Source organism: Levilactobacillus acidifarinae DSM 19394 = JCM 15949 (assembly GCF_001434835.1).
In the GTDB taxonomy this organism is placed as follows: Bacteria; Bacillota; Bacilli; order Lactobacillales; family Lactobacillaceae; genus Levilactobacillus; species Levilactobacillus acidifarinae.
The window spans coordinates 154,073-177,313 of sequence record NZ_AZDV01000026.1 but is presented as its reverse complement, the minus strand read 5'-3'; the positions used below and the strand labels follow the sequence as shown (position 1 = coordinate 177,313).

General features: G+C 56.0%; 19 protein-coding genes. All 19 read right to left on the bottom strand.

Features of this window, described 5'->3' with window-relative positions:
* Positions 1-32: 32 nt before the first annotated feature.
* A complete protein-coding gene (gene rplS / locus FD25_RS08550) occupies positions 33-389 on the bottom strand; it encodes a 50S ribosomal protein L19 (RefSeq protein ID WP_057803272.1) in 357 nt (118 codons plus the stop codon).
* Between the two features lie 112 nt (positions 390-501).
* A complete protein-coding gene (trmD, locus tag FD25_RS08545) occupies positions 502-1,275 on the bottom strand; it encodes a tRNA (guanosine(37)-N1)-methyltransferase TrmD (RefSeq protein ID WP_057803270.1) in 774 nt (257 codons plus the stop codon).
* Entirely contained in the window at positions 1,275-1,793 is a 519-nt protein-coding gene (gene rimM / locus FD25_RS08540; protein ID WP_057803268.1) for a ribosome maturation factor RimM, read from the bottom strand. Before rimM ends, trmD begins: the two co-directional genes overlap by 1 nt.
* Positions 1,794-1,913: 120 nt before the next feature.
* Positions 1,914-2,174: a KH domain-containing protein gene (locus tag FD25_RS08535; protein ID WP_057803265.1), complete on the bottom strand. Its 261-nt coding sequence runs from the start codon at positions 2,172-2,174 to the stop codon at positions 1,914-1,916.
* 9 nt (positions 2,175-2,183) lie between these two features.
* A complete protein-coding gene (gene rpsP, locus FD25_RS08530; protein WP_057803263.1) occupies positions 2,184-2,459 on the bottom strand; it encodes a 30S ribosomal protein S16 in 276 nt (91 codons plus the stop codon).
* Positions 2,460-2,546: 87 nt separating this feature from the next.
* On the bottom strand, positions 2,547-2,843 hold the full coding sequence (locus tag FD25_RS08525) for a hypothetical protein (protein WP_057803261.1): 297 nt from the start codon (positions 2,841-2,843) through the stop codon (positions 2,547-2,549).
* Positions 2,840-4,195 (bottom strand): vWA domain-containing protein, encoded by a 1,356-nt coding sequence (locus tag FD25_RS08520; protein WP_057803259.1) that lies wholly within the window; start codon positions 4,193-4,195, stop codon positions 2,840-2,842. Before FD25_RS08520 ends, FD25_RS08525 begins: the two co-directional genes overlap by 4 nt.
* A gap of 3 nt (positions 4,196-4,198) precedes the next feature.
* Entirely contained in the window at positions 4,199-5,377 is a 1,179-nt protein-coding gene (locus tag FD25_RS08515; RefSeq protein ID WP_057803257.1) for an ATP-binding protein, read from the bottom strand.
* Between the two features lie 154 nt (positions 5,378-5,531).
* The gene (locus FD25_RS08510) at positions 5,532-8,192 is read right to left on the bottom strand and encodes a cation-translocating P-type ATPase (RefSeq protein WP_057803255.1); all 2,661 of its coding nucleotides are present in this window, start codon (positions 8,190-8,192) and stop codon (positions 5,532-5,534) included.
* A gap of 221 nt (positions 8,193-8,413) precedes the next feature.
* Positions 8,414-9,859: a signal recognition particle protein gene (gene ffh / locus FD25_RS08505; protein WP_057803253.1), complete on the bottom strand. Its 1,446-nt coding sequence runs from the start codon at positions 9,857-9,859 to the stop codon at positions 8,414-8,416.
* Between the two features lie 19 nt (positions 9,860-9,878).
* Positions 9,879-10,220, bottom strand: coding sequence for a putative DNA-binding protein (locus tag FD25_RS08500; protein WP_057734328.1), 342 nt, complete (start codon positions 10,218-10,220; stop codon positions 9,879-9,881).
* Between the two features lie 519 nt (positions 10,221-10,739).
* A complete protein-coding gene (ftsY, locus tag FD25_RS08495; RefSeq protein WP_057803250.1) occupies positions 10,740-12,236 on the bottom strand; it encodes a signal recognition particle-docking protein FtsY in 1,497 nt (498 codons plus the stop codon).
* On the bottom strand, positions 12,236-15,796 hold the full coding sequence (gene smc / locus FD25_RS08490) for a chromosome segregation protein SMC (protein ID WP_057803248.1): 3,561 nt from the start codon (positions 15,794-15,796) through the stop codon (positions 12,236-12,238). The genes ftsY and smc overlap by 1 nt, the downstream gene beginning before the upstream one ends.
* 12 nt (positions 15,797-15,808) lie before the next feature.
* Complete coding sequence (gene rnc, locus FD25_RS08485) at positions 15,809-16,507, bottom strand: ribonuclease III (RefSeq protein ID WP_057803246.1); 699 nt, start codon at positions 16,505-16,507, stop codon at positions 15,809-15,811.
* A 75-nt stretch (positions 16,508-16,582) separates the two neighbouring features.
* Positions 16,583-16,834 (bottom strand): acyl carrier protein, encoded by a 252-nt coding sequence (gene acpP, locus FD25_RS08480; protein WP_057803244.1) that lies wholly within the window; start codon positions 16,832-16,834, stop codon positions 16,583-16,585.
* Positions 16,835-16,910: 76 nt separating this feature from the next.
* Positions 16,911-17,945 carry a phosphate acyltransferase PlsX gene (gene plsX / locus FD25_RS08475; protein WP_057803242.1) on the bottom strand — a complete coding sequence of 345 codons (1,035 nt, stop codon included), beginning with the start codon at positions 17,943-17,945 and terminating at the stop codon, positions 16,911-16,913.
* Positions 17,946-17,962: 17 nt separating this feature from the next.
* The gene (recG, locus tag FD25_RS08470) at positions 17,963-19,996 is read right to left on the bottom strand and encodes an ATP-dependent DNA helicase RecG (RefSeq protein WP_057803240.1); all 2,034 of its coding nucleotides are present in this window, start codon (positions 19,994-19,996) and stop codon (positions 17,963-17,965) included.
* 161 nt (positions 19,997-20,157) lie between these two features.
* The gene (locus tag FD25_RS08465) at positions 20,158-21,321 is read right to left on the bottom strand and encodes an RNA-guided endonuclease TnpB family protein (RefSeq protein WP_057803238.1); all 1,164 of its coding nucleotides are present in this window, start codon (positions 21,319-21,321) and stop codon (positions 20,158-20,160) included.
* Between the two features lie 209 nt (positions 21,322-21,530).
* Entirely contained in the window at positions 21,531-23,228 is a 1,698-nt protein-coding gene (locus FD25_RS08460; RefSeq protein ID WP_057803236.1) for a DAK2 domain-containing protein, read from the bottom strand.
* Positions 23,229-23,241 lie beyond the last annotated feature (13 nt).

Genomic DNA, 23,241 nt, shown 5'->3' with positions numbered 1-23,241 from the left:
ACCACGAGGGTTGGTGTTTTTTAAGTACGTGCTTAGTTCCGACGGCGTTCTGGAATCCGCGCAGCCTTACCGTTAAGTTCACGTAAGTAGTAGAGCTTAGCCCGACGTACCCGACCTTGGCGGATAACGTCGATCTTAGCAACTCGTGGGGAGTGTAATGGGAAGATCCGTTCCACACCGACACCGTTACTGATCTTACGTACCGTGTAAGTGGCTTGGATGCCCGCACCCTTACGCTTGATAACGACACCTTCGAATAACTGAATCCGTTCGCGAGTCCCTTCAACGATCCGGGCGTGAACGCGAACAGTATCCCCGGCACGGAAGTCCGGTACATCGTCACGTAATTGAGCTTGGTTAATCTTAGCAATTAATTGGTTTTGGCGCATATTTTTTCTTTCCTTTCGCCAACATTCATCCTCAGACTTCGACAGCGGAATGTTGTTTCTGTGGCTAAACAGCCAAAAATAAGTTTAGCATATCTATGAAGCCCTGTAAAGGTTAACTTCTTGACTGCTGATCACGTTTTTCCTCTTCTTCGATCCGCACGTCGGCCAACAAATGCTTCTGTTGCTGGGTCAGGTGTTGGTGGTCGATGAGGTCCGGGCGGCGTAAGTAGGTCCGCCGCAGGGCCTCTTTTTGTTGCCACTCGGCAATCTTTTGGTGGTTACCACTAATCAGGACGTCGGGGACGGTCATCCCGCGAAAGTCCGCGGGCCGCGTGTATTGCGGGTATTCCAGTAACCCGGACGAAAATGAGTCGCCGGGCGCCGATTCGGCGTTACCGAGCACGCCGGGTAATAATCGCACCGTCGCGTCGATCATCACCATGGTGGGCAGTTCGCCCCCCGTCAGCACGAAGTCGCCCAACGACACCTCATCGGTCACCAGGCTACGAATCCGTTCGTCGTAGCCCTCGTAGTGCCCGCACAAAAAGGTCAGGTGCTCCTCGTGGGCGAACGTCTCGGCGACGTGCTGGTCGAAGGTCACCCCCGCCGGATCCGTTAAGATGACCCGGCCCTTAGGGAGGCCTTCCGCGGCAGCCTGTTCCTGCGTGGCGGCTAACGCGTCAAAGATTGGTTGGGGCTGCAAGAGCATCCCCGCACCCCCACCAAAGGGGTAATCGTCCACGTTACCGTGCTTATTAGTCGAATAATCGCGAAAGTTGGTCACCGGCATGGTCAGATGACCGTTTTCGATGGCCTTGCCCACGATGGAATCGTGCATCGGGCCACTAAACATATCGGGAAATAAACTTAAAACGTCAATCCGCATTAGTCGAGCCCCTCCATCAATTCGACCGTGACCCGCTGGTTATCGAGGTCCACGTCCTTGACCACTTGGTCGATCACCGGCAACAACAGGTCGTTTTGACCGGTCCGTTGGACGACCCACACGTCGTTGGCGCCCGGCGACAAGATTTCTTTGATCGTTCCCAGCTTTTCGCCGGCGACCGTGACTACGGTCAGGCCCACGATTTGGTGGTAATAGTATTCCCCGGGCTTTAAATCGTCGGCTTGGAGTTCGTCTTCGGTGATCTTTAACGTGGCGGTCTTGAACCCTTCCACGTCGTTGATCGACGGGTAGCCGGTAAAGCTCAACAGATAAAATTGCTTGTGTTGCCGCACCGTCGCCACGGTCAGCTTAGTTGGTTGCGTGGCGTTGGGCATGAAGGCCCATAAAACGGCCCCCTTGGCGAAACGCTTCTGGGGGAAGTCGGTGGTCGCAATGACCCGCACTTCGCCCTTAATGCCGTGGGTGTTGACAATGGTGCCCACCGTATAATACGTCATGGTTCTACTCCCATCTGTTTTGGACTTGGTGCGTTGTTTATCAATCGAAGACCCCGCACCAGGTCTTCGCGTGACTAATTTAATCGATGATACAAAAAACTCGAGGGAAACGTCGCCGCCTCACTCGAGAGTCTTTGCCGGGCGGTCATCAATGATGAGCCGAACCCGTTTATTGCCGTTGACGCGCACGCTATAGACGATTGTCCGAATAGCTTGGGCGACCCGGCCTTGCTTACCGATGACCCGACCAACATCGTCCGGGTGTACGGCTAACCGATATTCGTAGAAACGATCCGTTTCCGTGGTCGTAACGACCAAATCATCCGGATGCTCCACGAGGGGGCTGACAATTGCAAGAATTAATGCCTTAAAATCGGTCATGGCTAATCACTACTTCTTAGTGTACTTAGCTTCGTGGTATTGCTTCATGATCCCGGCGTTCGAAAGTAAGTTCTTCACCGTATCTGAAGGTTGAGCACCGTTGTTCAACCAGTTCATGATGGATTCTTCGTTTAACTTAACTTCGGCTGGGGTCGCTACTGGGTTGTAAGTCCCAACGTTTTCGATAAACCGGCCATCCCGAGGGCTCCGAGAATCGGCAACCACGATTCGGTAGAATGGGCGCTTCTTAGAACCCACCCGCTTTAAGCGAATCTTTACTGACATGTAGACACCTCCTGTATTTCTTTCAACGTGTAATAATATACCAGTTTCTAGATATGATGTAAAGAGTTTTTTCTTTACACCTTAAAATTAATCGAACGGCCGGCGTAACCAAGCGATCACGTTGGGGGTCAACGCCGCCTGGTGGGTAATGATCCACTCGGAAACCGCACTATAATCGGTGAAATCTAAAACGGGCGCGTGAAAGCCGACCGCCTGTAAGTGCGCCACGAACCGTAAGTCCGCGATCGTCATCGGCGCTTGGTACAGCGGGTTTTCCTGGGCGTGACTGCCCCATTCATCATTTAAAATCGCCAGGGCGTTACGATACGCCGGCGTTTGTAAGAGGACCGCCCGTAATTCGTCGGCCGTTAAGACTGTGGTCATGTCAGATTCCCCCTTAAAGCTTGTAGTTGTGGATCGGCGGCCAGGCTAATCACCCGGCCGGGCGCGTGGTGGACCGAAAATTGCGCCACGGGACTGGTCAGTAGCCAGATGACGTCGAGCGGTAACGGACAGGTCACCCGGTCCTCACCGTAGCCGTCGGTCAACAGAATGGCCAGCTGGCCCGGTTGCCCACCTAGCAGCCGCGGCAAGGCGTCAAAGATCGCCTGAAAGATTGTTCCCCCGCCACCGACCCGGGTAACGTCGGGAACGCGGCCGTTCAGGGTGAAGCTTTGGTGGTCGTGGACGACGGTATCGAACGGGTAAACCCGAATGCTGGCCGGGTAAAGCGCTAGTAACCGGGTTAATTGACTTAACAAATAGGCAATCTCTTGGTTGCCCATCGATCCCGATTCGTCCACAAAAATGCGAATATTTTGCCAGGTCTGAACCGTCTGTCCCGGTAGCTCCATACGCTGAGGCTGGCGGCGGTTAAATCGTCCGTACGCGGGTTGCCGCCCCGCCGGCACCCGACCTAATTGCCGCTGCAAGAGGCCCTGCCAGTTCAGCGGGTGGTCAGCCGGCGTCACGGTCAAGGCCGCCTGGACCTGCCCCGGTAAGGTGCCACGTTGCTTGGCACTCAGCGCCGTCGCCGTGGTGGCGAGGACCTGCTGGCGCCATTGCTCGCGCTGGGCCTGGTCACTCAGTTGACCGGCCTGCCAGCCCAGATGCCCATCGCGCTGGCCCGGTTGCGGGGTGGCCGTCGCGAGCTGATCCACGGCCTGATCGCCCAACCGTTGAGTCGGTGCCGTCCGGCTAGTCGCGGTCGTGGTGGGCGTCTGCGTGGCCCGCCAGTGTCGTAAGGCTTGCCAATATACCGCCGAGTCCTGTTGCGCCGCGACGGGGTGGCCGATGACCTGCTGTAACGTCCGACTGGTCACGGCGTCCGCCGGTAAATCGTCGAGGTAATCGTTGACCGCCGCGTCGGTCGCCCAGCGCACCAAAGAAGCCTGTTGGGGTGAGCGCAGGGCCGCGGCGTAACGGTCCGGGTGATCCCAGACCAGATGCAACACCACGTGCCGCAGCATCGCTAGCCACTGCGCGCCCGTCCAGGCCGTTTGGGCCAAGGCCCGGGGACTGACCACTAATTGCCAATCCGTTTCTCTGGCCCGTAGTCCCAGCGGCGTGGGCCGATCCTGTAGGGTCACGGCCAACTGGCTGAGCACCCGGCCGTAAAACGGGTCGTGTTGGAGCAGGTACATGTCGCTCATTTGAATTAATTCCCGGGTAGCCAGCGCCTGTTGGTTGGCCGGTAACCGGCTTAACCGGGTCAACCGTCCCGAAAGATTCACCATCGCCTACACCTCGATTTGACTGCTACGTTTGCCGATCTGGGTCAGCACCGCGTAAAGTTGGCTCACGGCCGTCGTGGTATTGACCTGTTGGTACAGACTTTCTAGGAGCCCCGGTCGTTGGGCTAAGGTCCGGGCCACCGCAAACTGACCGTCCGGCGCACACAACATCAGTAGCTGCGTGAACCGTTCGGCGGTGGCCGCCCGGGTCAACGGCCAGTCGGCCACCGCGTCAAGGCACTGGATCAACAGGCGCTGTTGCTGGGCCGGATTCAGCGTTTGAAAGGTCGTCACCGCGGCGTCTCGGGTGTAAAGCTGGGCCACGGTCAACGTCGGGCGCTTGGTCCGCACGTAACCGGCAAAGGCCGTGCCGACCGTCGCCCCCAGGTTCCCCACGAGGAGTTCTTGGACGATGGCCGGCGTGCCTAACAATTCCTGGCGATCCAGTTCGCGTAGTAGCCGTGAGACCCGGGCCCAGGCCCGCGGCGTTGGCTGCAGGTCGGCGTCTTCCTGATCGCCCGTTGGCGCCGTAAACAGGTCACTGGGGTTTGCCGTCAGGTAGTCGGTCACTAACGGACTCACGCGCGGTTGGTCGCCCACCCGCGTTTGCGCCCAGGTCAACCAGGTCGGCGTATCGGCCTGCAAGACTAGCCGGGTCGTCCGGTCGGCAATCGCCGCGTCGCCGGGTGTCACCCCGTAATGACTGGTGGTAAAGCCCTGCATGGTCGCGTCCGGATTCTCCGCTAGAATCAAATGGACCTGTTTAGGCAACGTCAAACTATTGATTTGGCGTTGCAAGACCAGGTTCATCAACTCGCTTTGGACCGCCTGGGTTCCCCGGTTGAACTCGTCGAGAAACCAGATAATTTCGTCGTTGGGGTGGTCCTCGGCGTACCGGATCAAGCTGACCAGGGTGTGCGAATAGCCGAACTGTACGTCGGCCAGTTGACCGTAGTGGGCCGTTTGAATAAACGAATCGCTAGTCAGTGGTGGCACGGGAATCACCAAGTCCCCCTTTTCCACCAGGCTGACCACCGTGGTGAAGAGCTTGGCGTGGCGGTGTTGGGCCACGTCGGCCACCAGTGCGGACTTGCCGATCCCGGCTTCCCCCACGATGGTCGGCACGCTGCCACTCGCTAAGACCACCTGGATTGCTTGTAAACATTGTTGGTAGGTTAAAGCCACCTTGTCCGACTCCTTTCGTGAACTGCCCTGAATAATCCTCTATCTGGCAACTGTAATTATAGTCTATTTTACTATATTCCACGCAAAAGGCCCACGAGAGATCTCGTGGGCCCAGCTAGCGTCTATTTTAACTGATTAGCCCAATCAACTCGGCTTAGCCGTTAACTTGCGGCAACGTCCGGCGTTGGAAAAACTTGACGATTTCGACAATGACGACCATCAAGAGGCCGGCTAAGCCCACGATTCCCCATTGGCCCAGGGTCAGCGTCGTCACGTGGAAGATGCCGTTTAAGCCTGGCACCAGAATCGTCATGGCCAGCAAGCCAAAGGCGATCACGATCGCCCAGTTAAAGAACTTGTTGCGCCACACGCCGATCTTAAACAGCGAGCCGTGGATCGACTTGGAGTTAAAGGCGTGGAAGAGTTGGATCAGGCCCAGCGTGGCAAACGCCATGGTCAACGCATCGGCGTGGGCCAGACTGGCGCTGGCGTGTACCGGGAAGGTAATGGCCAGCCAGTACACGCCCAGCGTTAACGCCCCTTCCAGGAACCCCTGGTAGAGGATCCCACCGAGCACCCCGCCGGAGAAAAAGTTGGACTTTCGGCCCCGCGGTGGCCGGTTCATTAAATTACGTTCCAGCGGTTCCACCCCTAAGGCAATCGCCGGCAAGGTGTCGGTCACCAGGTTGATCCATAAGATGTGCACGGGGGCTAAAATCTGCCAGCCCAGCATGGTCATCATAAACAGGGTTAAGACTTCCCCTAAGTTGGCGGACAGCAGGTACTGAATGGCCTTTTGGATGTTGGCAAAGACCTTCCGGCCCTCCTCGACCGCTACCACGATGGTAGCAAAGTTATCGTCGGCTAAGACCATGTCACTGGCCCCCTTGGCCACCTCGGTCCCGGTGATGCCCATGCCGATCCCGATGTCGGCGGCCTTTAACGCCGGCGCGTCGTTGACCCCGTCACCGGTCATGGCCACGACCTTACCGCGTTTCTGCCAAGCATTGACGATGCGCACCTTGTGCTCGGGCGCCACTCGCGCGTAAACCGCGTATTGGTCGACGTTTTTTTGAAACGTCGCCTCGTCTAAAGCGTCCAATTCTGCACCGGTCAACACGGCGTTCGTCTGGTCGGCGGTGATGATCCCTAACCGTTGGGCGATAGCCGCGGCGGTGTCGCGGTGATCCCCGGTGATCATGATGGGACGAATCCCGGCGCCCTTGGCTTCAGCAACGGCCTGGGCGACTTCCGGTCGTTCGGGGTCGATCATCCCCACCAGTCCGGCAAAAATCAGGTCCTGCTCGGCGGTCGCCGAGTCTAACGGTTCCGGTACGGCGGGCACGACCCGGTACGCGAAGGCCAACACCCGAATTGCCTGGGTGGCCAGGTCGTGGTTGGTCGCCAGAATGGCGGTGCGTTGGGCCGCCGTCAGGGGCGTCACGTCACCGGCCAAATCCACGCGCGTGACCCGTTTCAGCAGTTCGTCGGGCGCCCCCTTGACGGCCACCATGAATTGGCCGTCGCCTAGTGGGTGCACCGTGGTCATCAGTTTTCGTTCCGAGTCAAACGGAATCTCGGCGACCCGCGGCAAATCGCTCAACGTTTGGGCCACCGGAAACTGGCGATCGAGTTGGTACTGGACCAACGCCGTTTCCGTGGGGTCCCCGGCCAAACCGTCGGCCAACTGCTGAGTATCGTTACTCAGTAACATGATCCGGGCCAACGGGTCATCGTCCCGGAGTGGATTTTCGGCGGCGGATACTAACTGACCGTTCTGGTACACCTGTTCAACGGTCATCTTGTTTTGGGTCAACGTCCCGGTCTTATCCGAGGCAATGATGTCGGTGCTCCCCAGCGTTTCGACCGCCGGGAGTTTGCGCACCAGCGCGTGGCGTTTGGCCATCCGCTGGGTCCCCAGAGCTAACGTAATGGTCACGATGGCCGGTAACCCTTCCGGAATTGCCGCTACGGCTAGCGAAATCGCCGTCAGTAACATGTCGATCACGTTGGCCGTCCCGCGCCATAGGCCTAAGCCAAAGACCACGGCGGCGATCACCAGGATCAAGACGGTCAAAGCCTTCCCCAGTTGCACCAGGTTGGCCTGTAGTGGCGTGGTGGTCTCGTCGGCGGCTTCCAACATGCCGGCGATGCGCCCCACCTCGGTCGCCATCCCCGTGGCCACGACTACCCCGGTCGCCCGGCCGTAGGTCACGTTACTGGCCATGAAGGCTAAGTTGGTGCGGTCCCCTAAGCCCAGATGATCGCCGGTTAGGACGTCACTGGTCTTTTCAACCGGAATGGATTCCCCGGTCAACGCGGCTTCTTCAACCTTTAACCCGGCCACCTCCACCAGTCGTAAATCGGCGGGCACCACGTCCCCGGCTTCCAGCAAGACGCTATCGCCGACCACCAACTCGTCGCTCTTAACGGTCAGCACAGAGCCGTCGCGGCGCACCGTGGCGTTAGGGGCGGCCATGTCCTTTAAGGCGTTGATCGCCTCTTCGGCCTTGGCTTCCTGAAAGACTCCGAAGATGGCGTTTAAGATTACCACCAATAAGATGATTACGGCGTCGACCAGTTCCCCGGTCAACCCGGCGATAGCGGCCGCCACCAATAATACAATGATCATCAGGTCCTTGAATTGCCCCATAAAGCGTTGTAACAGGGTTGTTTTTTTCTGTTGCGCCAGGACATTCTTACCGTCGCGGGCCAAACGTTCTTGCGCACTGGCGGCACTCAGTCCCTGGTCGCTGGTCTGTAACTGTTGGTAAATTGCGTCGACGGTCTGTTGATACAGCGGTCGTTTAGTCATTGTTAATCCTCCTAAAATTAAACAAAACGTTACCGCGGGGCCCCATTTTCCGGTAAAAGAAAATGAGACCTACGCGTCTTCACCCCGTGGTGAACACACATAAGTCTCACTATTTAAGACCATCCCGGAACGTCTTCTTGCTGACGAAATGGCCACAGACTCGCTGCTAGTTACTCCCTTATGATTAAACTTAGTATACCGGAAGTCGACTAGCCTGTCTACTATTTACGACGCTTACGTTTCAAACGTTTGCGCTTATTCTTCTTCATTTGCCGTGACATGCGGCTCATGGCCATCTTCTGCATCCGGCCACCTAAGCCGCCGCCCATGCCGGTCTGGCCCATCATCTGTTCCATCCCGGACATGTTGCCCTTGGAGACCTGGTTCATCATCTTCTTCATCTGATTGAACTGCTTGATCATCCGGTTGACTTCGTGAATGGGACGGCCGGAACCGGCCGCGATCCGCCGCCGCCGCGAGGGATTCAAGACGTCGGGGTTGGTCCGTTCCTGTTCGGTCATGGAGTAGACCACGGCCTTGAGGTGTTCGATGTCCTTGGGGTCCATCTGGACGTTCTTCAAGGCCGGATTATTGGCCATCCCCGGGATCATCTTCATCAGGTCTTCCATCGGCCCCATCTTTTGAATCTGACTGATCTGATCCACGAAGTCGTTAAAGTCAAACGAGTTCTCCTGGATCTTTTCGGTCAGTTCTTGGGCCTGCTTCTGGTCGTATTCCTGCTGGGTCTTTTCGATCAGGGACAACATGTCCCCCATGCCCAAGATCCGTGACGCCATCCGGTCGGGGTGGAAGACGTCCAAGTCGGTCATCTTTTCGCCTTGCCCGATAAACTTGATTGGTTTGCCGGTGACGGCACGAATCGACAGGGCGGCCCCACCACGGGTGTCCCCGTCTAATTTGGTCAAGACGACCCCGGTAACGTCGAGCTTGTCGTTAAACCCTTCAGCCGTGGCCACGGCGTTTTGCCCGGTCATGGCATCGACGGTCAGCAAAATTTCGTCGGGGTGCGCCAAGTCCTTGATGTTGGCCAGTTCGTCCATCAGTTGTTCATCGATCTGTAACCGCCCGGCGGTATCGATGATCACGTAATCGTTATGGTTTTCTTCGGCCTGAGCTAACCCCTGGCGAACGATATCCACGGGATTGACGTCGGTCCCCAGTTGAAAGACGGGGACGTCGATACCTTGCGCCACTTGGACCAACTGGTCGATGGCGGCTGGCCGGTACACGTCGGCCGCAATCATTAACGGACGGGCCTTTTCTTCATTCTTTAGCTTTAACGCCAGTTTCCCGGCCGTGGTGGTCTTCCCGGCCCCTTGGAGCCCGACCATCATGATAATGGTTGGGATCTTGTCGGACTTGTTCAGCGGAACCGCTTCGGCCCCCATGGTCTTGGTCAGTTCTTCGTCAACGATCTTAACGATTTGTTGGGCGGGGTTCAGTCCTTCGAGGACGTCGGCACCCATGGCCCGGTCGCGGACCTGTTTCACAAAGTCTTTAACGACCGTAAAGTTGACGTCGGCTTCTAAGAGGGCTAGGCGAATCTCGCGCATGGTTTCCCGTAAATCACTTTCGGAAACCTTCCCCTTGCCCCGCAACTTCCGCATCGCGTTTTGTAGTCGTTCGGTTAATCCTTCAAACGCCATTAAATTTGCCACCTAACTTTCATTGTTCTTCGAGATGTTCTAAGCCCGCCACCAGCCGGTTCAACGTCGCGTCGTGCGGATAGTGCTGCGCCACGTAGGTCTGAATCTCATCGGCTTGTTGGTTCCGGGCGGTGAATTCTTGATATAAATGTAATTTTGCTTCGTAGGACTCTAAAATTTTCTCGGTCCGCCGCAGGTTATCGTAGACCGCCTGGCGACTCACGTTAAATTCTTCGGCAATTTCCCCCAAGGAATAGTCGTCACCGTAGTACAGCTGCATATAATTATTCTGCTTAGCGGTCAACAAGGGTTGATAGAACGCAAAGAGAGAGTTGATGCGATAGTTCTTCTCTAGTTCCATAAAGTAAAACGCCCCCTTCGGTAGTGTCACACTCTATTAGAGTACCGATTTTTAGCGCTTTCGTCAATTTTTTTCGCGAACGTTACCGCAAAAACGTGATAAAGCTGGTCGCCTTCCGGTGCTCAATGACCATCAATCTCTGGCAACGTTGTCCTCACTCACAATAGCCATCGAACACTTCAGTCTAATTCCTAGGATAACCAAACAAAAGGACTCCACGAATTTTTCGCGAAGTCCCTTAATTGATCAGCTAAGTTCTATCTCAAAACACACTTACTGATCAGACAAAAATATATTAGCGTTACTGTTATGATCAGTGTGAACTGAAGGCCCCGTCAGAAATGGGCTCAAGGGGGAAAACGGACCCGGCTTAGACCAAGGTCGGCCTTCAAGGCTCGGTTCGGGAGGCTTGAAGCCGTGTCCACCCCGTTCCAGCCATCTCTGACGGGTTTGGAAGTGCCGAATTCGTCTGTTAAGATTCGTCCTAATCGCCGACCAAATTAATTTTATCGCTAAGACTTATTTTGCTTTATCCAACGCTGATACGTCGATCAAGCCCTTGAAGAGGCCGTAGACGAACTCGTTTGGATCAAACGGCCGTAAGTCGCCAATCTGTTCGCCCAGCCCGATGAACTTCACGGGCACGTGTAACTCGTTGCGAATCGCTAGCACGATCCCCCCACGGGCGGTCCCGTCGAGCTTGGTCAAGACGATTCCCGTTACGTCGGTGGATTCCTTGAAGAGTTTAGCCTGCGTCAACGCGTTTTGCCCGGTCGTGGCGTCCAAGACCAGCAAAACTTCGTGGGGCGCCGTTGGAATCTCGCGGGTAATGATCCGCTTCATCTTGGCCAACTCGTTCATCAGGTTGACCTTGTTTTGTAACCGACCCGCGGTATCCACGAATAGGATATCGTAGTCGTCGCGTTTGGCCTTTTGCACGGCGTCAAACACCACGGCGGCCGGGTCGGATTGCGGTTTACCGGTCACGATATCGACGTCGGCGCGCTTGGCCCAGACGTCTAGTTGTTCGGTCGCCCCGGCTCTAAAGGTGTCGGCCGCCGCCAAGAGGACCTTCTTGCCCGCTTGGTGGTACCGGTTGGCCATCTTCCCGATGGTCGTGGTCTTACCGACCCCGTTGACCCCGACAAACAGGATCACGGTCGGCCCTTCCGGCGCAAAGTTTAAGGCGTTGCTTTCTTCTTGACTGCCGGCCTGGTCGTAAATTTCGACCATCTTTTCGACGATCACGTTTTGGACGTCCGTCGACTTCTTGGCGTTTTGTAGCTTGACCTCGTTGCGCAACTCGTCGCTGAGTTTCACGGCCATGTCAAAACCGACGTCGGCCCCAATCAACGTTTCTTCCAAATCGTCGAAGAAGCCTTCGTCGACGTGGCGGAAGTTTGCCAGTAAGGCGTTCAGGCGTTCCCCGAACGTGTGCCGGGTCTTCGCCAATCCTTGGTCGTAGAGTTGTTCGTCGCTAGCCGGTTGGTCATCACTGGTGGCCGTTGGTTCAGCGGTCGTGGTGCTCGTGCTTAGCGACGCCGGGCTGGCCGTCGATGCCGTACTGGTACTGGTCGTGGTGCTGACCAGACTAGGCGTCACCGCCGAAACGGAGGCCTCACTGGCCGTCGTCAGACTCGTTGAACTGCGTACAGATGCGCTACCCGTCGAGGCCGTTGACGTCTCGCTAGCCACCGAGGTCGGTTGCGCACTCAACGTTGCGCTCGGCGTGGCCGTACTGGTCAGACTAGAGGTGCTCGTCGACGGGGTCGCGGACACACTCGTTTCGCTGTCTTCGCTGGCCGCACTGACCGAGGTCGTCGAAACGGACGCGACGTTGGTCAGACTCGTACTTGGCATGGCCGTGGTACTGGTCACACTCGTACTGGTCTTGACCCCGCTCACCGAACTGGTACTCTCACTGGTCGTACTGGTTTCGCTAGTGACGGTTTCACTGGTTGGCGTTTCACTCGCCGGGTGCTTGGCGCGCCGGCGGAAAATATCAAATAATCCCATTATGCTTGCTTCCCTTCCGCAGTGGTCTCAGAATCTTGGTTCAAATCCACGGCCACCATTTTGGAGACCCCGGATTCTTGCATCGTCACCCCGTACAACACGTCGGCTTGCACCATGGTTTCCTTCCGGTGGGTGATCACGATAAATTGGGTTTGTGCTTGGAATTGATGAATGTAACGGGCAAACCGGGTCACGTTGGCCGGGTCTAACGCCGCTTCCACTTCGTCTAAGATACAAAACGGCACGGGCTGGACCTGGAGGATCGCAAATAACAGCGTAATCGCCGTTAGCGCCCGTTCACCCCCGGACAAAAGCCCCATGTTCTGGAACTTCTTGCCCGGCGGCTGAGCCATGATGTCGATCCCGGTGGTCAACAGGTCGTCCGGAGCGGTCAAGACTAACTCGGCCGTCCCACCGTTAAACATCTGCTTAAACGTGGCCGTAAACTTGGTCGCGATTTGGTCGAAACTGGTCTTAAAGCGGTGCTTGACCTGGTCGTCCAGCTCACTCATGGTGGCGGTCAATTGGTCCTTGGCCGTCAACAAGTCGTCGCGTTGCTGGGTCAAAAAGTCGTACCGCTCGCGCACGTCCTGGTATTCGTCGATGGCGTTTAAGTTGACCGTGCCGATCTCCGCTAGGCCGCGTTTTAGCAACTTTAATTGCACGGCCAGTTGGTCGGCCGGTAAGTCGCTCAGGTCGGCCTCGGCCGCCGCGAGGCTTAGATGATACTTCTCAGACAATTGATTTTGCTGCTGGTCGATCAACGCGTCGATGCGCGTCTGGTTGACCTGGGCCGTCTTCAAGTCGTCGTTGGCCACCTGCAACAAGCCGGTCGCCCGGTCGTTAGCCGTGTTGGCCGTTTCAAGCTGGTCGTTGACCTGCGCTAAGCGGTCGTTGGCCGTCGCGAGCGCCTGCTTCGTGGTTTGTTGTTGTGCCTGAGCCGCCTTGAGTTGGGCCGCCGCCTCAGCGGGCGTGACTCCCTCTTGTTGGGCCAGCTGGGCTTGTTCTTGGACCAGTTGTTGCTGGTTCGCCTGGGCCGTTTGTAAATCGGCCTGATGTTGCCGCAACGTCTGGCGTTGCTGTTGTTGACGTTCCACCGCACCGGCCACCCAGGTTTGCTTGGTGGTCAGCGTTTGGCGTTGGGTCGCCTGGTGGTCGCTTTCCGTCTTGATTTGAGCTTGCAAGGCCTTTAAATTGGTTTCCTGTTGGGCGATGGCGGCCTGCCCCTGGGTCATCTTGGCCTGTAACTCCGCGTCGGTCGTGCCCTCGGCGCTCCCGGTCGTTTGTTGCAGTTCCACCTGTGCGGCCTGGAGTTGCCGTTTTGCCTGGTTGGCCGCGGTCTGGGCGGCGGCCAGTTGGTCGTCGAGTTGCCGACATTGCGGGTGTAGCGCGTTTAATTGGGTCTGTAACGCTTGACTCCGTTGCTCACTGGCTTGTAAGGCGTCACGCTGCGCCTTGACCTTGGTTTCCTGATCACGAAGTTGCGCTTCCATGCTGGTCAGCGAGGTTTGGAGCTGCTCTAACTCTTGACGTTGCCGTAAGACACTGGTGTGGGACTGCCGGGCTTGACCCCCGGTAATCGCTCCACTAGCACTGACCACGTCGCCGGCCAGACTAACGACTCGGTACCGGTGGTGAATCTGGCGACTAAGCGCCACCGCCGCGTCCAGGTCGGTCGCTAAAATGGTCGTGCCCAACAGATAGTTCAGAATGGGTTGGGCGTTACTGGTGATGGTCACCAGGTCACTCCCCACGCCCACGAACCCGTCGAGGCCAGCCAGCTGACGCCGCGTGGTGGCGTCGAGTTGTCGTTGCCGCACCGTAGTGACGGGCAGAAAGGTCGCCCGACCGGCCCGGTTTTCTCGCAGGTACTGCACGGCTTGCTTGGCCGTGGCCTCATCCGTGACCACCACCTGCTGCAATTGCCCGCCCAACGCGTATTCGATGGCGGTCGTGTAGTCCTTCGGCACCTTGAGCAGTTCGGAAACCGCCCCCAGCAAGCCGGTGAACCGGTCGCGCTGCCGTAAGATTGCCCGCACGCCCTGGTAAAAGCCACCGTATTCCGTGACGGCCGCCTGTTGACTGGCCGCCTGGGTCTTGGCCCGCTGATAAACCTCTAGGGCCGCCTGCCAGTTGCGTTGTAGTTGGCGGTACTGTTGCTGGTGTGCTTGGTACTGACCCGCCTCGGCGTCGTTGGCCTGTTCAGCCTGACTTAGTTGGTCGTGGGCCGCCGTAGCCTGAGCCTTAAGGTCGCTGGCCGCTTGTTGTGTGGCTTGTGCCGTGGCCTGTAAATCACTCAGTTGGGCGGTCAGGCGCTTGCCCCGTTCCTGTTGGCGCGCCTGATCCTGTTGGAGGTACTGGCGTTGGTTCCGCCAAGCAGCGACCTGCTGTTTCTGGTCGAAATAGGCCGTTCGCAGGCTTTCCAACCGTTCACGCAACTGGTCGATCACCTGCTCGGCCGTCGCCGCCTGAAGCGTCTTGATTTCGGCTTGGTGGGCCTTAATCGTGGCTTCGAGGTCCTTGATTGCCGCCGTTTCGGTCGCGATACTTTGCGTTAAGTCCTGCACCCGTTGCTTGGTCGTGACCAGTTCTTGAGCCAAACGGGCCTGTTGGGTCGCCTGGTTCCGTCGTTGCTCGCCGGACAGGTTGACCTGACCCTGGCGTTGTTCCACTAATTTAGTGGCCGTGACCAGTTGGGCCTGCAGGTCGTCTTTTTGCTTAAGCAACGTTTGTTGTTGCTGTTGTAAGGCCTGCACCTTTTGCCCGTGTTGTTGCTGGGCGTACTGCTGTTCGTGGACTAGGCCCTTCTTTTGTCGGACTTCCTTATCCAAATCGGCCTTCTGCGCCATTTCGGCATGTAGCTGGCGGACGAGTTGGGTCCGGTCCAGCTCCTCAAACCGTTTTTTTTGCGCCAGATAGTCCTGGGCTAAGTCGCTTTGCTCCTCTAAGGGCTTCAAGCGCCCCTCGAGTTCGGCAATGATGTCTTCGACCCGGTGGAGGTTGCCCATCGTCTCGTCGAGTTCGCGCTCGGCTCTTTCCTTATGCTTACGGTACTTGTACACGCCGGCGACTTCTTCGACGATGCTCCGCCGGTCTTCCGGCTTGCTGTTGAAGATGGCCGCCACTCGGCCCTGCGAAATGATCGAAAACGAGTCTTGACCCATCCCCGAATCCATCAACAGTTCCGTGATGTCCTTTAACCGACAACTCTGCCCGTTGATCAGGTACTCACTTTCCCCGGTCCGGTAGAGCCGCCGACTCAAGGTGAGCTCCGTGTAGGCACTCTTTAAATAGTGATCGCTGTTATCCAGCGTAATCTCTACCGACGCCCGGTTTAAGGCGTGGCGGTCCGCGGAGCCCCCGAAGATGATGTCGGGCATCTTAGTCCCCCGCAAACTCTTGGCCGACTGTTCGCCGAGTACCCAGCGCACCGCTTCGGCAATGTTACTTTTCCCGCTTCCGTTCGGACCGACGATGCCGGTCATCCCCGGCAAAAAGTCAATTCGGGTCTTATCCGCAAAGGACTTGAACCCGCTAATTTCTAGTGTCTTTAACCGCATCGTGAGCCATCCTTATTCTTCTGCTTTTAAATTTTCCAGGGCGTGACGCGCCGCATTTTGTTCCGCGTGCTTCTTGGAATGTCCCGTCCCTTGTCCGAGCACCTTGTCGTTGACGTAGACCGCCACCTTAAAGGCCAGGTCGTTATCCGGCCCCTCTTCGTCGAGCAAGCGGTAGTCGATGTCGACCGCACCGTGTTGTTGGACCAGTTCCTGCAATTCCGTCTTGTGGTCGAAAAATTCGTCAAACCGGCCTTCGTCGAGCTTAGGGAAGACCACTTGGGTCACGAAGCGCACCACCGTGTCCAAGCCCTGATCGAGGTACAACGCCCCGATAAAGGACTCGAAGATATCACAGAGCAGCGAATCGCGTTGCCGGGCTTGAGCCTTTTCCTCACCCTTACCCAACCGAATGTATTGGTCAAAGTGACACTCACGCGCAAAACTGGCAAAACTATTTTCGTTGACCATCGCGGCTCTTAACCGGGTCAAGCGGCCTTGCGGCATCTGGGGGTACCGCCGGAAGATGTAGTTCGAGACGACCAGTTGCATCACGGCGTCTCCTAAAAACTCGATGCGTTCGTAAAATTTCAATCCCTGGTTCGGGTGTTCGTTAACGTATGACGCCTGGGTAAAGGCCTCATCGAGTAAGGCTTGATTCTGAATGTGTATATCGAAATTATCGGCTAATTCTTGATTTAATCCTGCAATCACGTGCCATTCCTCATTTCTTTTGGTTAGATTGAAAAAGCCCGGGACGAAAGGTTGCGGCCCGGACTCGCTCAATGCTTATTTTTGTGTCCCTTGATGGGCGACAATGTAGTCCACCACTTCACCAATGGTGTTTAACTTCTCGGCGTCCTCGTCGGAAATCTCGGCGCCGAACGTGTCTTCCAACTCTAAGACGAATTCGACGAAGTCAATGGAGTCCGCGTCTAAATCCTGCTTGAAGTTCAGTTGTTCGTTGATTTGATCCCGGTCGACTTCGAACCGATCCGCAATAATGTCCGCAATTTTATCGAAAATCTCTGCTTTTGTCATGTCCAATCCCTCGCTCACAGTATTCAAATAGTAGTCTAACCGTTTTTAGTGACCTTGTCTAGCAGATTCTGCGCCGCTACTTCAGGGTGGCTTTTAGCTCCGCCATCTGGTCCGTATGTTGGTCGAAATAGGTCACCAACTGGTTCGCACTATCCGTCTTCAAGAGTTCTCTGATCTGACCGATCGTGTTCTTGACGGTCGGGGCCTTGGTCGACCCGTGGGTCTTGACTACCGGCGCCTTCAGGCCTAACAACACGGCGCCCCCGTACTGGGAGTAATCCATGGCCGCTTGGACGTTGTGGAAGACCGGCCGTAAGAGGCTGGCGCCTAACTTACCGCCCAGGCCACCGCTCATGATCTCACCCTTGATGAGTTTCAACATGGATAGCGCCGTGCCCTCGATGGCTTTCAACGTGGCGTTACCGGTAAACCCGTCGGTGACCACCACGTCGGCGGCCCCGTTCAAGAGTTCGCGGGATTCGACGTTGCCCACGAAGTTCAGCTCGTCCATCTGGGCCAGCGCGTCGTGAATCGCACGGTGATTCTGGTCGCCCTTGTCGGCTTCGGTCCCGTTGTTTAACAGGCTGATTCTGGGGTTGGTCACGTGCATCACGGACTGGGCGTAATATTGACCCATCACCGCGTACTGGACCACGTTGAACGGTTTGGTGTCGGCGTTAGCGCCCACATCTAACATCACAAAACTCGATTGGTCGGGCTTTTGTAAGACGGGTAGCGTGGTGGTCAAGCCGGGGCGGTCGATACCCTTGATCCGGCCCACGATCAGTAATCCGGCGGTCAAAACGGCCCCGGTATTACCGGCGGAGAAGAAGGCGTCAGCGGCCCCTTCGCGAACCGCCGTGGCGGCCAAGACAATGCTGGAATCCTTCTTGCGGCGCACGGCTCTGACGGGTTCGTCCCCCATCTCGATGACCTCCGTGGCCGGGACCAGCGTGATACGCGTGGTGTCGGTGAGTAACGGTTGGACCTGGTCTGGCTTCCCGTACAGTAAGAATTCCAGATCCGGGTAGGCGTCGCGGGCCAACTCGACTCCCTTAACGATTTCGTCTGGGGCGTAGTCGCCCCCCATAGCGTCAACGGCAATTTTCATGAAGTTTCGCTCCTTTATTAATCCATAGTCGTGGTTTGGTGCGCCGTGGTCGTCAAAAACGCCGCCACGGCTAAATTGGCATCTTGATTCTCCCAATCATTTTCGTCGACCACCGTCTTAGCCACCTGCTGCGCGGCACTTAAGATGTTGAGGTCGGCCACCGGGTCGCCGACCTTAAAGTCGGGCACCCCGGACTGGCGGCGACCCAAGACATCCCCGGCTCCCCGTAGTTCCAGGTCCTTTTGGGACAATACGAACCCGTCGGTGGTGCTAGTCATGGTGGTCATCCGCTCGATAGCCAGTTGGTTCTTGGGGTCGGCAATCAGGATACAGGTCGAGGCCTTCTTGCCCCGACCGACCCGACCGCGTAACTGATGTAACTGGGCTAAGCCAAAGTGGTCGGCGTCGTAAATCAGCATCAACGTGGCGTTGGGCACGTCGACGCCGACTTCGATGACGGTTGTGGCCACCAAGACTTGAAATTCGTTAGCCTTAAAGGCGGCCATGATGGCGTTTTTTTCGTCATTTTTCATCCGCCCGTGTAACAGTCCCACTTTGTAGCGCGGTTCAAATTCCGCCTTGAAGCGTTCGTAAATGGCCTCGGCGTTCTTCATGTCGACCGCTTCGGATTCCTCAATCAGCGGCGTCACCACGTAGGCCTGCGAGCCGGCGGCCAGTTCGTCCTTGACCCGGCGCAACATGGTGCTTTCCTGATTACTGCGAATCCAGGTGGTCTCAATCGGTTGGCGACCGGCCGGCAGTTCGTTGATCACCGACACGTCCATCTCCCCGTAGGCCGTGATGGCCAGGGTCCGGGGAATCGGCGTGGCGGTCATCGCTAGAATATCGGGCTGGGCGCCCTTTTGGCGGAGTGCCTGGCGTTGGTTCACCCCGAAACGGTGTTGTTCATCAATCACCGCTAAGCCCAGATGATGGTAGTGGACCTCGGGTTGGATCAGCGCGTGGGTCCCCACCACTAAGTTTACCTCACCATTGGCGATTTGCGGGAGTAAAACCTTCCGAGCGGCCGGTTTGGTGGCCCCGGTCAGTAACGCCACGTTCACGGGAAAGTCCGCGAACAGCTTGGCCAGGTTGTTGGCGTGTTGTTCGGCCAGGATTTCCGTGGGGGCCATCAACACCGTCTGCGTGCCGGCCGTGATGGCGGCGTACATGGCGATGGCGGCCACCACGGTCTTCCCGCTCCCCACGTCCCCCTGGAGCAGGCGATTCATGTGAATCGGCCGTTTGAGGTCGTAACAGATCTCGTTGACCACCTTTTTTTGCGCCGCCGTCAATTCGTAAGGCAGACTGGCGATAAAGGCCTTCAGGCGTGGCAGGTCGTAGGCCAACTGCTGACCATACAGGGTGTGGTCCTGTTGTTTCATGATCTGCAACCGCAATTCAAACAGGAAAAATTCCTCGAACTTAGCCGTCCGCCGGGCCGCGGCCGCGGCGTTCGCATTGGCCGGAAAATGCATGTCGTGAATCATCTGCTTACGGTGTAATAACCGGTACTGCTCGCGCACGGTCTCAGGGATCAGATCCACAATGACCGGCGCATAGGCCTCATAAGCGGCCGCCACCAGCTTTTTGATGGTGGCCTGGCGAATCTCCTTATTGGCCGGGTAGATCGACCCCATCGCGCCGTTAGCACTGCTTAAGATCTTCATCCCGGACAGGCTCTGCCGTTTGGCGTCGAACCGACCGTAAACAATCAGTTGACTGCCGGTCTCGATCTGATCGCGTAACCACGGCTGATTAAAGAAGGTCACCGGGATGACGTTGTGGTCGTCGAGGAGTAGCCGGAAGTTCAACCGCGTCTTCTTACGCCCGAAGCGCGTCAACACCGCTTCGGCGGCCACCGTGCCCTTCAGGGTGATTTTCGCCTGGTCGGTCAATTCGCTGGGATCCTTGGCCTGCAAGTCCTCGTAGCGAAACGGAAAGTAGGTCAACAGGTCGTTGATATTTTCAATCTCCAATTCCTTTAGGGCCTGGACCCGTTTGGGACCCACACCACTGAGTTCACCGACCGTATCGTTTAAACTCGCCATCCTGCTCGCCTCCTTACGTCTATGGTGAACTACCCGGCCGTAAACGACCGAGCTTCTGGGAACATTGAGGAGTGTTTAGGCTGTTATGTCGGTATTCCGAGTACCTAACTCACAGAACTCAACTTTTTTACCAAGGCTAGTCCCTAGCCTCATGGTTCTTATTAGACCGTTTTTAGTCCTCTATGTAGGATATTAACGGCTGCATTGATATCACGATCATGGTGTGTCCCACACTTTGGACAAGTCCATTCACGAATTTCGAGTGGCTTCTGACCACTTTGAAACCCACAGCTAGAACATTGTTGGCTGGTATAGTTGAGGCTAACTACTCTAAGCTGCTTGCCATACCACTGACACTTGTAATCCAGCATGGTTCGAAATTGGTACCAGCTGGCATTGGCAATTGACTTGGCCAAGTGATGATTGTGCATCAGATTCTTGACTTTTAAATCTTCAATCACAATCACGTCGTAGGCTTTGACTAACTGAGTCGTCAGTTTGTTCAAGTAATCTTTGCGTCGATTAGCGAATTTACGCTGGTAGCGCGCTTTGATTTGCCTAGCTCGCTGCCAGTTTTTATAGTCATTGAGTTCCAGCTTAATCAAGTGAGCTTTATCATGGTTCCACTGAATCACATTAATCTTGGCTTGATGTTTGCGCCGATCAAACTTCCGTTGCCACGTAGTCCCTTGTTGTTTCTCCCAGGGCGCTTGAAATTTAGGATACTTCTGGCCGCCAGAGGTAATCGCTAAGTTAGTTACGCCCAAGTCGATTCCCACTTGAACACCCGTTTTAGGAAAGCATTTAGGATCCGGGAATTCGACTTGAATGCTGAGATAGTAACGTCCTGTAGCGTCATGGCTAACAGTATAACGCTTAACTTGACCATTAACCAGCTGACCCGTTTTACTAGTTTTGATACTACTGAGTTTTGGTAATTTGACTCGACGCTTAGCCACCACTAGTTGCGTACTAGTAGGAAAGCGGCCGGTATACGCCTGTTTAGCTGACCGGCGTGATTTAAAGTGTGGTTGACCACCGCGATGTTTGAACAGCATCGAAAAAGCTTGTGCTAACTGATGATTTACGACCTGTAGGCTAGTTGAATCACTGAGTTTAAGAAAGGGATATTCAATTTTGAGGGCTTTGAGCAGATTATTCATGCCATATTCATTGATGAAATGACTACTTGGATTATTTTTATACCGGGCCTTGGCCATCGCTAACATTTGATTCCAAACAAAGCGATTATTGCCAAACAATTGCCATAACTGGCCTTCTTGAGCTCGAGTCGGATACAGGCGAAGCTTGATACCCTTCAGCATCGAATCACCACCTTTCGCAAAGCCTATCTCATTAGTTATTCAAGTAACTGTTCCAGTATCAGTATATAGCTGCTTTACTAGTAATACGGTTTACAAGTACACGAAAAGGTTAGGGCGATTCATCACGTCCTTAAAAAAACGTGGCTTCTCGCCCAACTATCAATAAAAAAGATTGGACACGGATGTCCAATCTTTTACGAGAATCAGGGTTATTCCACCGAAATCAAGAATGGATAAACCGGCTGGTCCCCTTCGTGAACTTCTGTTTCTAGGTCGCCGTCTAAGTCGGTGACCCGTTGCTGGAGTTGATCCGCCAAATCGGCGTTGGTGTCGGCCCCATAAATAATCGTGACGATTTCACTGTCGTCATCGAGCATGGCCTTCACCGTGTCGACCGCCGTTTCCAGTAGGTCGGCGGCGGTCACCTGAATAGTACCGTCGACGATGCCCATGTAGTTACCCTCTTTGATGTCAAAGCCATCGAGTTGGGTGTCGCGAATGGCGTGAGTCACTTGGCCACTCTTGACCGTACTGAGGTTATCTTCCATCGAGGCCTGGTTATCGGCTAATTCGGCGTCGGGGTTGTATCCCAGCATGGCGGTCATCCCTTGCGAGACCGTCTTGGCGTGCACGATGACCGTTGGGATATCGGCGACCTTCGCGGCCTGTTCGGCGGCTAAGAAGATGTTCTTGTTGTTCGGCAAGACAATGGCGCGCTTAGCCTTCGAGGCGTTAATGGCGTCGACGATGTCCTGGGTACTTGGGTTCATGGTCTGCCCCCCCTGAACCACGTGGGTGACGCCTAAACTCTTAAAGAGCGTGGCTAAGCCGTCACCGGCCACGATCGCAATGATCGCGGTATCCGGCGTTTCGGCGGCTGGTGCGGCTACGGCCGGCGTCGCGGTGGCGGGTTGATCATCGTCTTTATCCATGATGGTCTCCTGTTGCATCCGCATGTTGTCGACCTTGACCTTCGCTAGGTCCCCGAACTCTTGACCCCAGGCAATCACCTTGCCGGGGTGTTCCGTGTGGACGTGGACCTTCACGATTTCATCGTCGTTGACCACCAGCAAAGAGTCGCCTAAGTCGGCCAGATAGTTGTAGAACGTATCGTAATCGAACTTGTGGTCGACCTGCTTGCCACGGCCGATCCGCACCATAATTTCGGTACAGTAACCGTATTTGATGCTGGCCGGGTCCAACTTCCCCTGGGCGCTTTGGTGGTGGGTGGCGTTGATCATTTCGTCCATCTCGGCGTCGTCGGGCTTGTAATCGGCGGTTTCCGCCACCCGGCCGTTCAACGAATCGTCAAAGGCTTCCAGGACAAAGCTCAAGCCTTGACCCCCGGAATCCACGACCCCCACCTGCTTTAAGACGGGTAAGAGGTCCGGCGTGGTGGCTAAGGCGTCGGCCGCAGCCTTGCGGACCGCATCCATGACCACTAAGACGTCATCGGTGTCCTTGGCGGCGTTCAACCCCGCCTGAGCACCTTCCCGCACAACGGTCAAAATGGTCCCTTCGGTCGGCTTCATGACCGCCTTATAGGCCGTTTCGGCCCCGGCAGCGAATCCGTCGGCCAGGTCCTGGGCCGTCAGGGTGGTCTTATCGGTTAATTTCCGCGAAAAGCCCCGGAAAATTTGGGATAAGATGACCCCGGAGTTGCCCCGCGCGCCCATCAAAAGGCCCTTGGCCAGGGCGACCGATAATGCCCCGACCGCCGTAGTATCGGCATCACGTTCGTATTTGGCCCCACTGGCCAGTGACAAACTCATGTTGGTTCCCGTATCCCCATCGGGCACCGGAAAGACGTTTAATGAATTAATAAAATCAGCGTTTTGGTTTAGTTTTTGCGAGGCGGCCTGAACCATCTTACCAAACTCAAGATTAGTAATTTCTGTGACTTTCAACTAAGTATCCTCC